The following is a 13,243-nucleotide window of genomic DNA, read 5'->3' on the forward strand; positions in this document are numbered from 1 at the left end:
CAAGCTCGCTCCCACAATGAATGGTGTGTTGGTTAGGTTTCTGTTGGAGTCTGGCAATGCCGTTACGCGAAGAGTGTCTGTGGGAAAAACTGACGCCGCAAAGGCCTGACAACGCGGCGCTCAAGGGAGAGGTGACGGTGGATGTTTGCGTCATCGGCGCCGGTTTCACCGGTCTGTCGGCGGCGGTGCATCTGCTGGAAAAAGGCAAAAGCGTCTGTGTACTGGAAGCCCATCGCGCCGGTCATGGCGGATCGGGGCGCAATGTCGGGCTGGTCAATGCCGGGATGTGGATTCCACCGGACGAGATCGAAGCCGGTTTCGGCGAGTCGGTCGGCAGCCAGCTCAATCGCATGCTCGGTGCGGCACCGTCCCTGGTGTTCAGCCTTGTGGATAAGTACAACATCGATTGCCAGCTTCGCCGCGAAGGCACGTTGCACATGGCGCACAACGCCCGTGGCGAAGCGGACTTGCGCAGTCGTGAAGAACAATGGAAGCGTCGCGGCGCGCCGGTGGAACTGCTGACCGGTCAAGCCTGCGAGCAAGCGACGGGTACCAAAAAGATCGCCGCTGCGCTGCTCGATCGACGTGCCGGCACGATCAATCCAATGGCTTACACGACGGGGCTGGCCAAAGCGGCCATCGGCCTCGGCGGTCAGTTGTTCGATCATTCCCCGGTGACCCGACTCGAACGTCAGGGCCAGCGCTGGTCGGTACAAACCGCTCAGGGTTCGGTGCTTGCCGAGCAAGTCGTGATTGCCTCTAACGCCTACACCGAAGGTGACTGGACGGAATTGCGGCGTAACTTCTTCCCCGGTTATTACTATCAAGTGGCCTCGGTCCCGCTGACCGAAGAGGCTGCACAGCAAATTCTCCCCGGTGGCCAGGGTTCCTGGGACACCCGCCAGGTCCTCAGCAGTGTTCGTCGGGATAAGGACGGCCGTCTGCTGCTCGGCAGTCTCGGTAATGGCAATCAGAAACCGACCTGGTTTCTCAAGGCCTGGGCCGACCGGGTTCAGCAGCACTATTTTCCTTATCTCAAACCGGTGGAATGGGAATGTACCTGGACCGGTTGCATCGCCTTCACCCCCGATCATTTGATGCGTTTGTTCGAGCCGGCGCCCGGTTTGGTGGCAGTCACCGGTTACAACGGCCGGGGCGTCACTACTGGCACTGTCGTCGGCAAAGCCTTTGCCGATTATCTGTGTAACGGAAATCCTCAAGCCCTGCCGATTCCCTTTGCGCCCATGCAGCCATTGGCGGGTGTGGGATTGCGCAGCTGTCTGTACGAGGCCGGATTCTCGCTGTATCACGCAGGCCAGTGCCTGCGGATCGTTATTTGATTGTTGAAATTTGTTGCTGAAAGCGGCGCTTTTTCGCGCAGCGTCTAGCCTGTAAAAGGTGCGGGTTGTAGCAGTTGCGCACCAGCAGTGTGCACTTCGGTGACGCATGTTGTTACAGGCTGGTTGCACGTCGTTTGGCGCCGCGGTTGCAATGATGGCGCGCTCGGGTTGCGCCTTTAAAAATAAATGGTTTCACCTTCCGCGGTTTAGACGGTTGCACACCCAATGAAAATGGGATCGAAACAGTCGAAATAACAATAAAGCAGCGACTTTTTTCAGAATAAAAAACCGATGGCACGGCCCTTGCTCTGAGCATTCAGGAAGTCGCAGTGCCAACTAAAAAAAACCTTGGAGCACCACCTCATGTCCCAGACGTTTTACAAAAAAGGCTTTTTGGCCCTCGCAGTGGCAACTGCGTTGGGTGTTTCTGCGTTTGCACAGGCTGATGTGAAGATCGGTGTGGCGGGACCGATGACCGGCGCCAACGCGGCATTTGGCGAGCAGTACATGAAGGGTGCACAGGCTGCGGCCGATGCGGTCAACGCAGCGGGCGGCGTAAACGGGGAAAAAATCGTACTGGTCAAAGGCGATGACGCCTGCGAACCGAAACAGGCTGTGACGGTCGCCAAGGACCTGACCAACCAGAAAGTCGCTGGCGTAGTCGGTCACTTCTGCTCCTCCTCGACCATCCCGGCTTCGGAGATCTACGACGAAGCGGGCATCATTGCAATCACTCCAGGTTCCACCAACCCAGCCGTTACCGAACGCGGCCTGGGTGCCATGTTCCGTATGTGCGGGCGTGACGACCAGCAAGGTATCGTGGCCGGCGACTACATCGTCGACGTGCTCAAGGGCAAGAAAGTTGCCGTGCTGCACGACAAGGACACCTACGGCCAAGGTCTGGCGGACGCCACCAAGGCTCAACTGGTCAAGCGCGGCGTAACGCCAGTGCTGTATGAAGGCCTGACCCGCGGCGAGAAAGACTTCAGTGCCGTCGTGACCAAGATCCGTGCGGCCGGTGCCGACGTGGTCTACTTCGGCGGTCTGCACCCGGAAGCCGGTCCACTGGTTAAACAACTGCGTACCGAAGGCCTGAAAGACGTGAAATTCATGTCCGACGACGGCATCGTGACCGACGAACTGGTGACCACCGCTGGCGGCCCGCAATACGTCGACGGCGTGCTGATGACCTTCGGCGCCGACCCGCGTCTGCTGCCAGACAGCAAAACCGTAGTGGACGAGTTCCGCAAAAAAGGCACCGAGCCTGAAGGCTACACCCTGTACGCCTACGCTTCGGTCCAGACCCTGGCGGCTGCCTTCAATGGCGCCAAGTCCAACAAGGGTGAAGACGCTGCCAAATGGCTGAAATCGCACCCGGTCAAAACCGTGATGGGCGAGAAGACCTGGGACGCCAAGGGCGACCTGAAAATCTCCGACTACGTGGTTTACCAGTGGGACAAGGACGGCAAATACCACCAACTGGAAAAACAGAAGTGATATGAACTGCTGATTGCCCGGCGCCTTGTGCGCCGGGCCATCAATCAACATGTCCGTGCAGTACCTGTCTTTTCTCGTAGAGCTGCACACAACCGTGTTGCGCCGGCGGCTGAACCCCGGTCCGTCGTACACGGCTTCTGTGCAGTCTCTCAAATGCGTGAGATTGCGTTATGGATGGTATTTTCCTGCAGCAACTGGTCAACGGCCTGACCCTCGGGTCGGTCTATGGCCTGATCGCCATCGGCTACACAATGGTCTATGGCATCATCGGCATGATCAACTTCGCCCATGGCGAGGTTTACATGATTTCCGCTTACCTCGCGGCAATCAGTCTGGCTCTGCTGGCTTACTTCGGTATTGAATCCTTCCCTCTGCTGATGCTCGGCACACTGGTCTTCACCATCATCGTCACGGCGGTGTATGGCTGGGTCATCGAGCGCGTCGCCTACAAACCGTTGCGCAACTCCACACGACTGGCACCGCTGATCAGCGCCATCGGTATTTCCCTGATCCTGCAAAACTATGCACAGATCGCCCAGGGCGCCCGCCAACAGGGCGTACCTACACTGCTTACCGGTGCATGGCGAGTTGAAGTCGGGACCGGCTTCGTTCAGCTCACCTACACCAAGATCTTCATTCTGGTCGCAGCGTTCGTCGGGATGGGCCTGCTGACCTACGTCATCAAGTACACCAAGCTCGGCCGCATGTGCCGCGCCACCCAGCAAGACCGCAAGATGGCCTCGATCCTGGGGATCAACACCGACCGCGTAATCTCCTACGTGTTCATCATCGGTGCAGCGATGGCGGCCCTGGCCGGCGTGCTGATCACCATGAACTACGGCACGTTCGACTTCTACGCAGGCTTCGTCATCGGGATCAAAGCGTTCACTGCCGCGGTACTCGGCGGGATCGGTTCGCTGCCTGGCGCCATGCTCGGCGGGATTATTCTGGGGATCTCCGAATCACTGTTCTCAGGTCTGGTGAACTCGGACTACAAAGACGTTTTCAGCTTCTCGCTGCTCGTTCTTGTTCTGGTCTTTCGGCCTCAAGGCCTGCTCGGCCGTCCTCTTGTGTCGAAGGTGTAAGCGATGTCTTCAACCACTAAAAAAACCATTGATCTCAAAAGAAGTCTGGTTGACGCGATTCTTGCCGGCCTCGTGGCTCTGATTGTGTTCGGCCCGATTGTCGGCATCGTCCTCGACGGCTACGGCTTCAACCTGCAGACGACACGCGTGGCGTGGATTGTCGCCATCGTCATGGCCGGCCGCTTTGCCTTGAGCCTGTTCCTGCAAACCCCCAAGGGCCTGAGAATTCTCGAAGGCTTTGAAAGCACCGGCTCCGGGGTTCATGTACTGCCGCCTGATTACAAATCCCGATTGCGCTGGATCATCCCGGTGTTGATTGTCGTCGCCGTGGTGTTCCCGTTTTTCTCCAACTCCTACCTGCTGGGCGTGGTCATCCTCGGGCTGATCTACGTACTGCTGGGCCTGGGGCTGAACATCGTGGTCGGCCTGGCCGGTCTGCTCGACCTGGGTTACGTGGCGTTCTACGCCATCGGTGCCTACGGGTTGGCGCTCGGTTACCAATACCTCGGCCTGGGCTTCTGGACGGTGCTGCCGCTGGCGGCGATCACCGCCGGTCTTGCCGGTTGCATCCTCGGTTTCCCGGTACTGCGCCTGCACGGTGACTACCTGGCGATCGTGACCCTGGGCTTCGGTGAAATCATCCGGTTGATCCTCAATAACTGGTTGTCCCTGACTGGCGGTCCGAATGGCATGGCTGCTCCGTTGCCAACCTTCTTCGGCATCGAGTTCGGCAAGAGGGCAAAAGAGGGCGGGGTGCCGTTCCATGAGTTCTTTGGCATCGCCTATAACCCGGACGTGAAGTATTACTTTATCTACGCGGTGTTGTTCCTGGTGGTATTGGCCGTATTGCACATCAAGCATCGCTTGACCCGCATGCCGGTCGGTCGCGCCTGGGAAGCCTTGCGTGAAGACGAAATCGCTTGCCGCTCCATGGGTCTGAACCACGTACTGGTCAAACTCTCGGCGTTCACCATCGGTGCATCGACGGCCGGTCTGGCCGGCGTGTTCTTCGCCACCTATCAAGGCTTCGTCAACCCGACCTCGTTCACCTTTTTCGAATCGGCATTGATCCTCGCCATCGTGGTACTCGGCGGCATGGGCTCGACCATCGGCGTGGTGATTGCGGCCTTCGTGCTGACCGTCGCCCCGGAACTGCTGCGAGGTTTCGCGGAGTATCGCGTGCTGCTGTTCGGCGTCCTGATGGTGTTGATGATGATCTGGCGACCGCGCGGCCTGATTCGGATCAGCCGTACCGGTGTGACCCCGCGTAAAGGAGTAGCGCCATGAGCGAAGTCGTACTCTCGGTCGAGAAGCTGATGATGCACTTCGGCGGCATCAAGGCGTTGAACGATGTCAGCCTGAAGGTCAAACGCAACTCGATCTTCGCCCTGATCGGCCCCAACGGCGCCGGCAAGACCACCGTGTTCAACTGCCTGACCGGGTTCTACAAGGCCTCGGGCGGCAAGATCGAACTCAATGTGCGTGGCGAGCGGACCGATGTCATCAAAATGCTGGGTGAACCGTTCAAGGCGACTGATTTTGTATCGCCGAAAAACTTCATCAGCCGGCTCCACTACAAGATGTTCGGCGGCACCCACCTGGTGAACCGGGCCGGCCTGGCGCGGACGTTCCAGAACATTCGCCTGTTCAAGGAAATGTCGGTACTGGAAAACCTGCTGGTGGCCCAGCACATGTGGGTCAACCGCAATATGCTGGCCGGCATCCTCAATACGAAGGGCTACCGCAAGGCCGAAAGCGATGCGCTGGACCACGCCTTTTACTGGTTGGAAGTGGTGGACCTGGTGGACTGCGCCAACCGTCTGGCCGGTGAGCTGTCCTATGGTCAGCAACGCCGTCTGGAAATCGCCCGGGCCATGTGCACCCGGCCGCAGATCATCTGCCTCGACGAACCGGCCGCCGGCCTTAACCCTCAGGAAACCGAAGCACTGAGCGCGATGATCCGGCTGCTGCGTGACGAGCATGATCTGACCGTGGTGCTGATCGAACACGACATGGGCATGGTAATGAGCATTTCCGACCACATCGTGGTGCTGGACCACGGCATCGTCATCGCCGAGGGCGGCCCCGACGACATCCGACACGATCCGAAAGTGATTGCGGCCTACTTGGGCGCTGATGAAGAGGAAGTGGTGCTATGAGCCAACCCATCCTCGAACTGAAGGATCTGGATGTGTTTTACGGGCCGATCCAGGCCCTGAAGAATGTCTCGCTGCACATCAATGAAGGTGAAACGGTCAGCCTGATCGGCTCCAACGGCGCCGGTAAATCAACCTTGCTGATGTCGATTTTCGGTCAGCCGCGGGCGGCGGACGGGCAGATCATCTATCAGGGTGTGGATATCACCCACAAGTCATCCCACTACATTGCCTCCAATGGCATCGCTCAATCGCCGGAAGGGCGGCGGGTGTTCCCTGACATGACCGTCGAGGAAAACCTGCTGATGGGCACCATTCCTATCGGTGACAAGTACGCCAAGGAAGACATGCAACGCATGTTCGAGTTGTTCCCGCGACTCGAAGAGCGGCGCACCCAGCGGGCGATGACCATGTCTGGCGGCGAGCAGCAAATGCTCGCCATCGCACGTGCGTTGATGAGCCGGCCGAAACTGCTGTTGCTTGACGAGCCGAGCCTGGGCTTGGCGCCGATTGTGGTGAAACAGATCTTCGCGACCCTGCGGGAACTGGCGAAAACCGGCATGACCATCTTCCTGGTGGAGCAGAACGCCAACCACGCCCTCAAACTGTCGGACCGGGCGTACGTGATGGTCAACGGCGAGATTCGCCTCACGGGCACCGGCAAGGAGCTGCTGGTTAACGAGGAAGTGCGTAACGCTTATCTCGGCGGCCACTGAGTTCGCTGTTGTAACACCAAGCCCCGGCGAGCAATCGCCGGGGCTTTTTTACATCTCCAAAACACCATCAATTCCCTGTGGGAGCGAGCCTGCTCGCGAAGGCGATAGCACGCTCAATATTGAAGTGTCTGACCCACCGCTTTCGCGAGCAGGCTCGCTCCCACAGGGTGTCTCTGTGTGCTTTCCGGAAATTGTGGAAAACAATATTCACAAGCTCTCAAAGCGCGACATAAAGCCGCTGCAAATAGTTGTTTTGTCACGGTTTTGACTTGTCCCCGTTTGCTGTGGAGCTGGCTGTGAATAACGTGGGAGTAGCTGGCTGAAGACCTTTGAAACCGTGGCTTGCAGACTTGTGGTTGTTTTTTGATCAGGCGTTTTTGCGTGACCGTGAGCGGGCTTTGTCAACCTTTTTGTTGATGACGAAAACGGGCCGAAATAGGGTGGAGCTGCCTGTGGATAAGTCTGTGGTTAAACTCTGGAAAGACTCGGCTGAAGGCCGTAGTTACTGGCTTGGCGCCATCGTCGGTATGACCGGTCAATCGTGCAAAATGCCATGGGCTACACAGCCGACGTTCCAGGGTCAAGCAAAAAAATTTCCAATTTGCCCGCAAAGCCTTGTGCACAGCGGCTTACAGCTTTTCCACTTGCCCCCGGAAACTGTGGACCGGCCTGTGGATAAGGTGCGCGCACATGGCTGAGAGCCACGGCGGGCAAGGTGTGGCAACGTTTGATCGTTTTTTGTACAGCTCGTAAGGTAGTTGCCGCTGTGGGCAAGGCCGGGCATGCTGGCTGCTGATTTTCTATTCCAGTGGCTGCCGATCAGCCGAAGCAAGGAGAACACGATGTCCAACACCCTGTTTATTACCGGCGCGACCTCCGGTTTTGGTGAAGCCTGCGCCCGTCGTTTTGCCGAAGCCGGCTGGAAACTGGTGCTGACCGGCCGTCGTGAAGAGCGCCTCAATGCGCTGTGCGCCGAGTTGTCGAAGCAGACCGAGGTTCATGGCCTGGTGCTCGACGTGCGTGATCGCAAGGCCATGGAGGAGGCGATTGCCAACCTTCCGGCGTCCTTCGCCAAACTGCGCGGGCTGATCAACAACGCAGGCCTGGCCTTGGGCGTTGACCCGGCGCCCAAGTGCGACCTCGACGATTGGGACACCATGGTCGACACCAACATCAAAGGCCTGATGTACAGCACTCGTCTGTTGTTGCCCCGCCTGATCGCTCACGGTCGCGGCGCCGGCATCGTCAACCTCGGCTCCATCGCCGGCAACTACCCGTACCCGGGCAGCCATGTGTATGGCGCGAGCAAGGCGTTCGTTAAACAGTTCTCCCTGAACTTGCGCTGCGACCTGCAAGGTACGGGCGTGCGGGTGAGCAATATCGAGCCGGGCCTGTGCGAAAGCGAGTTCTCACTGGTGCGTTTCGCCGGTGACCAGGAGCGTTACAACGCGACCTACGCCGGTGCCGAGCCGATCCAGCCGCAAGACATCGCCGACACCATTTTCTGGGTGCTCAATGCCCCGGCGCACATCAACATCAACAGTTTGGAGCTGATGCCGGTGAGCCAGACGTGGAGCGGGTTTGCGATTGAGCGTAATGCCAAGGCTTAAGACCGCGTAACGGCCATCGCGAGCAGGCTCGCTCCCACAGGTTTTATGTTGACTCGCCATTTCGCGAACGACACAACCCCTGTGGGAGCGAGCTTGCTCCGGGCGGCGATCCAACGATAGCGATCTATCAATCAGCGCAGATAATCGGCTAATCCGCGATAGCAGGTTGCCAAGTGATAAGGCGTGGTCGACGGCATGTCCCGACGTGTCACATCACCGTTCTCATCACGGCACTCATACCAGCCACCCGCATGCAGAAAGCGCTGCTGCAACGCCTGCAATTGGTGTCGCACCGCAGCCTCGCTGTCTGGCCGCAAGGTCAGGGCGCGCAGGTATTCAGCCTGAGCCCAGATTCGCTGCGTAGCGTCCCGAGCTTGGCCGTTCGGTTCCAGGTCGAGCATGGCCCGCACGGCGCCGGTCTGTTGATCGACGCCCAGTTGTTCGGTGAAGGCAAAGGCGCGTTCCAGAGAAGCGTGGAGTGTCGAACCGCGCAGCAACGAAGACGATTCCAGCAGGAAATACCACTCGAACTGGTGCCCCGGTTCAAACCAGTTATCCACAGCCGCCAGTGGTTTTTCCATCAACACACCGTGTTGCGGGTCGATAAAACGCTTCTGCATCGCTGTGCATAACTCGACGAGCGCGTCTTGCACGGCGACGTCTTTGCGCACCGACAGCGTGGCGAGGAAGGCTTCGGCCAAGTGCATCAGAGGATTTTGCAGCGGCCCGGACTCGAGCGAGGACCAGTCGCGGCCGAGGCTGGCTTCGTACAGGCCGTCGCCCGTGGCGAAGCGCTGCGCGACCACTTCCAGTGCGGCGTTGAGCACCGATTCCACCAGCGGTTCGCGGACCTTGTCCCAGTAATGGGCGCAGGCGAACAGGATGAAGGCGTGGGTGTAGAGGTCTTTACGCTGATCCAGCGGCGCACCCTGCGGGTCGACGCTGTAGAACCAGCCGCCATGCTCGGCATCGTGGAAATGCTGCTGCAGAGAACGGAACAGCGCTGCGGCGCGCTCTTCGGCGGCCGGAATCTGGCCGATCAGGCTGGAAAACAGGTAAAGCTGCCGCGCGCAGGCCATGGCGCGGTAGCGTTGGGGCGGCAGCGGTTGATGCCCGGCGTCCAGCGCCTCATAGGGCAGCGCCATGTCGGCATTCCAGCCGGGGCCTTGCCAGAGCGGCACGATCACGTCCTGGAAGTGCTGTTGCACCGAGGCAAACAGAGCGGTCAATTCAGGCTGGGAGGCGGAGCGGGAAACAGGCGGCATTGGCTGGCGTCGTCACGGCAGGGTTGATTGCGCGACATGTTAGCAGAGAGAACGCGTCGATCGTTCCCACGCTCTGCGTGGGAATGCCTCGTTGGACGCTCCGCGTCCGCTTCGAAAGGGACGCGGAGCGTCCCGGGCTGCATTCCCACGCAGAGCGTGGGAACGATCATGGTCGGCTTAGCTCGCCAACAACCACACGCCAGTCGCCGCCGAGGCCGCACCCGCCAGTCGAACCAACGGCGCCGCCGCTTGCGGCAACACCCGCACCACGGCATAACCCAAGCCATGCAAGGCAGCCGTCGCCGCTACAAAACCCGCTGCATACGCCCAAGGGCTCGACATCTGCGGCAACTCCAGCCCGTGCGCCACCCCGTGGAACAACGCAAACAAAGCGGTTGCCGCAACGGCGAGGCTCAACGGCGGACGCACGGCCAACGCCACCGCCAGACCCAGCGCCAGCACCGACGCCGCAATCCCGCTTTCCAGCGCCGGCAGGTTCAGCCCTTCAAACCCCAGCAACCCGCCGATCAGCATGATGCCGACGAATGTGCACGGCAGCGCCCAGCGTGCAGCGCCTTTCTGCTGCGCCGCCCACAAACCGACCGCAACCATTGCCAGCAAGTGATCGAGGCCTCCGATCGGGTGGCTGATGCCGGCGATCAAACCGTTGTCGCCATGCCCCGGGTGGGCGAAGGCGATGGTCGGGGTCAGCAGCAGGGCCATGGCGCCCAGAATGCGTTTAAGTGTCATGGATAAGCTTCCTTGTTGATAAAAGTTAATCGTGTTCACGCCGCTGTCAGCAGGCCCTGGCGTTCGATGAAGGCGATGATTTCTTCCAGGCCGAGTCCGGTTTTCTGGTTGCTGAAAACGAACGGCTTGCCGTTGCGCATGCGTTTGGTGTCGCTGTCCATCAGTTCCAGCGACGCACCCACCAATGGCGCGAGGTCGATTTTGTTGATCACCAGCAGATCCGATTTGCAGATCCCCGGCCCACCCTTGCGCGGCAGCTTGTCGCCGGCCGAGACGTCGATCACGTAGATGGTCAGGTCGGACAGTTCCGGGCTGAAGGTGGCGGACAGGTTGTCACCACCGGACTCCACAAGGATCAGGTCCAGCCCTGGAAAGCGGCGGTTCAGTTGGTCCACGGCTTCGAGGTTGATCGAGGCGTCTTCGCGAATCGCCGTGTGCGGGCAGCCGCCGGTTTCCACGCCGATGATTCGCTCCGGCGCCAGGGCTTCGTTGCGCACCAGAAAGTCGGCGTCTTCACGGGTGTAGATGTCGTTGGTGACCACCGCCAGGTTGTAGCGGTCGCGCAGCGCCAGGCACAGGGCCAAAGTCAGCGCAGTTTTGCCGGAACCGACCGGGCCGCCGATGCCGACGCGCAGAGGTTGTGTGTTCATGTGCTTCTCCAAAATAACAGGCCCAAAATAACTGGCCCTAGGAACGGAACAGGCGGCTGTACTGGCGCTCATGGGCCATGCACGCCAGGGACAGGCCGAAAGCGGCGCTGCCATAGTGTTCGGGGTTGATTCGGGTGGCGTTCTGCTGAGCCTCTTGCAGCAGCGGCAGCAACTGGCTGGTCAGGCGTTGCGCGGCTTGCTGGCCCAATGGCAGGGTTTTCATCAACACCGCCAGTTGGTTTTCCAGCCAACTCCAGAGCCACGCCGCGAGTGCGTCCTGCGGGCTGATATTCCAGGCGCGAGCGGCCAGTGCCCAGCCGAGGGCCAGATGCGGCTCGGGACGTTGTTCAAGAAAGGCGCGGGCCGATGCATCCAGCTCAGGCAAACCGTTGAGCAGTTGCTGCAACGAATAGCCCATCTGCCGGCTCTCCTGATGCAGCTCCCTGGTTTCCCGGCTGGCGCGATGTTCTTCGCAGCGTTGCAGCAATTCACCCCAGTTTTCATCAGAGGCGGCCACGCAATGGGCGAGCAGCAACGGCGCTTCGAAACGCGCCAGGTTCAGCAGCAACTGATCGCTGATCCAGCGACGGGCGCTGTCAGGATCATTCACCCGGCCGTTGTCCACAGCCATTTCCAGACCTTGGGAATAGCTGTAACCGCCAATCGGCAGTTGCGGACTGGCCAGGCGCAACAGCGCCCAGGCTGGGTTCATAGCCGCACGCCGAACTGGTGCAGTTTCGGCGGGTAGTTGAAGTCTTCATCGCCGTGGCGCGAATGGTGGTGGCCGCCACCGTAGGCGCCGTGTTCCGGCTGGAACGGCGCTTCGATGTTCTCGACCTTGGCATCAAGCTGTTCGAGCATGGCCTTGAGCACGTAGTCGTCGAGCAGGCGCAACCAGCCATCGCCAATTTGCAGGGCGACATGGCGGTTGCCGAGGTGATAGGCGGCGCGAGTCAGTTCGAAAGCATTGGCGCAGGTGACGTGCAGCAGGTGTTCGGCCCGAGCGCAGACGCGGACGATGCGCCCGTCTTCGGCTTGCAGGCACTCACCGTCATACAGGGGTGGCTGACCGCGCTCCAAAAACAATCCGACGTCTTCACCCTCGGCACTGAAACAGCGCAAACGGCTTTTGCTCCGGGCTTCGAAGGTCAGGTGCAACTCGGCGGCCCAGACGGGTTGAGGGTCGATTCTGCGATGAATCACCAGCATCGGAAGGCTTCCAGCAATGGACAATGCTTAGGCTAGAGCAAGGGGCTTGCCAATCGAGCTGAGAGTAGGAAATGCCTGTCGGAGCTCAGCAAGTGCTTCAGGACGCTGCGGCGATTTGGATGAATTTGGTGCGCGCCTATTTCGGCTGCACCAAGTAGAGGCGAGGTTTTTTTTGTGGGAGCGAGCTTGCTCGCGATTGCGGTGGGTCAGTTACTTCAATGTCGACTGTGGGGCCGCCATCGCGAGCAAGCTTGCTCCCACAGGGGGGGTTATTACTCAGTACTACCGAGGCCTTGCCAATGCTTCAGGCCGATAAAGATAAAGCGCAATTGCTGAGTGATTTTCGCCTGCGGCGTCAGATGCTCGGGCAATGCCTGTGCCGGCGGATCAATGATGTCCGGCAAGGTTGCAAACACGCTTTTAACAATCAGATCAGCCATGACGCTCAGGCCAGCGATGTCCAGGTGTTGCAGTTTCGGCATCAAGGACAAGTCGGCCGCCAGGTCCGAGCTGATGTCTTCGCGCAAACGGCCGATGGCCAGCCGCACTGGCAGCGAACCGCCGTACTGCTCGCGTGCGAGAAACAGGAACTGCGAGCGATTGGCCGTGACCACGTCGAGAAAGATCCGCACCGAGGCGTCGATGATGCCGCCCATGACGAACTCGTTGTGGCGCACCAGGCGAATGGTTTCGCGGAAGGTTTGACCGACTTCACTCACCAGTACCAGGCCCAGTTCATCCATATCGGCGAAATGCCGGTAGAAACCGGTGGGCACGATCCCGGCGGTTCTGGCGACTTCGCGCAGGCTCAGGCTGCCGAATCCTCGGCCGCATTCCATCAAGTGGCGGGCAGCGTCCATCAGGGCGTTGCGGGTCTGTTGTTTCTGTTCGGCGCGGGGCAGCATCGCAAGGGTGTTTTCTGGATAAGACAGCGGCGCACTCTAGCAAATCGGCTTTGCCGGCGT

The 13,243-nt window shown here is 59.7% G+C and carries 13 protein-coding genes; 7 read left to right on the forward strand and 6 right to left on the reverse strand.

Features of this window, described 5'->3' with window-relative positions; genetic code table 11:
- Positions 1-56 precede the first annotated feature (56 nt).
- From amaA to AC3IUE_RS02860, 7 genes are all read left to right on the forward strand, one after another.
- Complete coding sequence (gene amaA, locus AC3IUE_RS02830) at positions 57-1,340, forward strand: L-pipecolate oxidase (protein ID WP_489265426.1); 1,284 nt, start codon at positions 57-59, stop codon at positions 1,338-1,340.
- A gap of 363 nt (positions 1,341-1,703) precedes the next feature.
- Positions 1,704-2,837: an ABC transporter substrate-binding protein gene (locus tag AC3IUE_RS02835; protein ID WP_056746311.1), complete on the forward strand. Its 1,134-nt coding sequence runs from the start codon at positions 1,704-1,706 to the stop codon at positions 2,835-2,837.
- Between the two features lie 170 nt (positions 2,838-3,007).
- The gene (locus AC3IUE_RS02840) at positions 3,008-3,922 is read left to right on the forward strand and encodes an ABC transporter permease subunit (protein WP_054044085.1); all 915 of its coding nucleotides are present in this window, start codon (positions 3,008-3,010) and stop codon (positions 3,920-3,922) included.
- 3 nt (positions 3,923-3,925) lie between these two features.
- Positions 3,926-5,209 carry a high-affinity branched-chain amino acid ABC transporter permease LivM gene (gene livM / locus AC3IUE_RS02845; protein ID WP_056746310.1) on the forward strand — a complete coding sequence of 428 codons (1,284 nt, stop codon included), beginning with the start codon at positions 3,926-3,928 and terminating at the stop codon, positions 5,207-5,209.
- Positions 5,206-6,081 (forward strand): ABC transporter ATP-binding protein, encoded by an 876-nt coding sequence (locus tag AC3IUE_RS02850; protein ID WP_046044807.1) that lies wholly within the window; start codon positions 5,206-5,208, stop codon positions 6,079-6,081. Before livM ends, AC3IUE_RS02850 begins: the two co-directional genes overlap by 4 nt.
- Positions 6,078-6,794 carry an ABC transporter ATP-binding protein gene (locus AC3IUE_RS02855; RefSeq protein ID WP_008153378.1) on the forward strand — a complete coding sequence of 239 codons (717 nt, stop codon included), beginning with the start codon at positions 6,078-6,080 and terminating at the stop codon, positions 6,792-6,794. The genes AC3IUE_RS02850 and AC3IUE_RS02855 overlap by 4 nt, the downstream gene beginning before the upstream one ends.
- 842 nt (positions 6,795-7,636) lie before the next feature.
- The gene (locus tag AC3IUE_RS02860) at positions 7,637-8,404 is read left to right on the forward strand and encodes an SDR family oxidoreductase (protein WP_489265430.1); all 768 of its coding nucleotides are present in this window, start codon (positions 7,637-7,639) and stop codon (positions 8,402-8,404) included.
- A gap of 131 nt (positions 8,405-8,535) precedes the next feature.
- Here the strand turns inward: AC3IUE_RS02860 and AC3IUE_RS02865 are convergent, their stop codons facing one another.
- The 6 genes from AC3IUE_RS02865 to AC3IUE_RS02890 form a co-directional block, all read right to left on the reverse strand.
- Entirely contained in the window at positions 8,536-9,669 is a 1,134-nt protein-coding gene (locus AC3IUE_RS02865) for an AGE family epimerase/isomerase (RefSeq protein ID WP_489265432.1), read from the reverse strand.
- 177 nt (positions 9,670-9,846) lie between these two features.
- Entirely contained in the window at positions 9,847-10,419 is a 573-nt protein-coding gene (locus AC3IUE_RS02870; protein ID WP_489265434.1) for a HupE/UreJ family protein, read from the reverse strand.
- Positions 10,420-10,454: 35 nt separating this feature from the next.
- Entirely contained in the window at positions 10,455-11,069 is a 615-nt protein-coding gene (gene ureG / locus AC3IUE_RS02875) for an urease accessory protein UreG (RefSeq protein WP_008157381.1), read from the reverse strand.
- A gap of 37 nt (positions 11,070-11,106) precedes the next feature.
- Entirely contained in the window at positions 11,107-11,781 is a 675-nt protein-coding gene (locus AC3IUE_RS02880; RefSeq protein WP_046044803.1) for an urease accessory protein UreF, read from the reverse strand.
- Positions 11,778-12,278, reverse strand: a complete 501-nt coding sequence (ureE, locus tag AC3IUE_RS02885; protein WP_056746299.1) for an urease accessory protein UreE — start codon at positions 12,276-12,278, stop codon at positions 11,778-11,780. Before ureE ends, AC3IUE_RS02880 begins: the two co-directional genes overlap by 4 nt.
- Before the next feature lie 272 nt (positions 12,279-12,550).
- Positions 12,551-13,183 (reverse strand): TetR family transcriptional regulator, encoded by a 633-nt coding sequence (locus AC3IUE_RS02890; protein ID WP_046044801.1) that lies wholly within the window; start codon positions 13,181-13,183, stop codon positions 12,551-12,553.
- Positions 13,184-13,243 lie beyond the last annotated feature (60 nt).

The sequence above is a fragment of the Pseudomonas sp. GL_093 genome, from assembly GCF_057837605.1.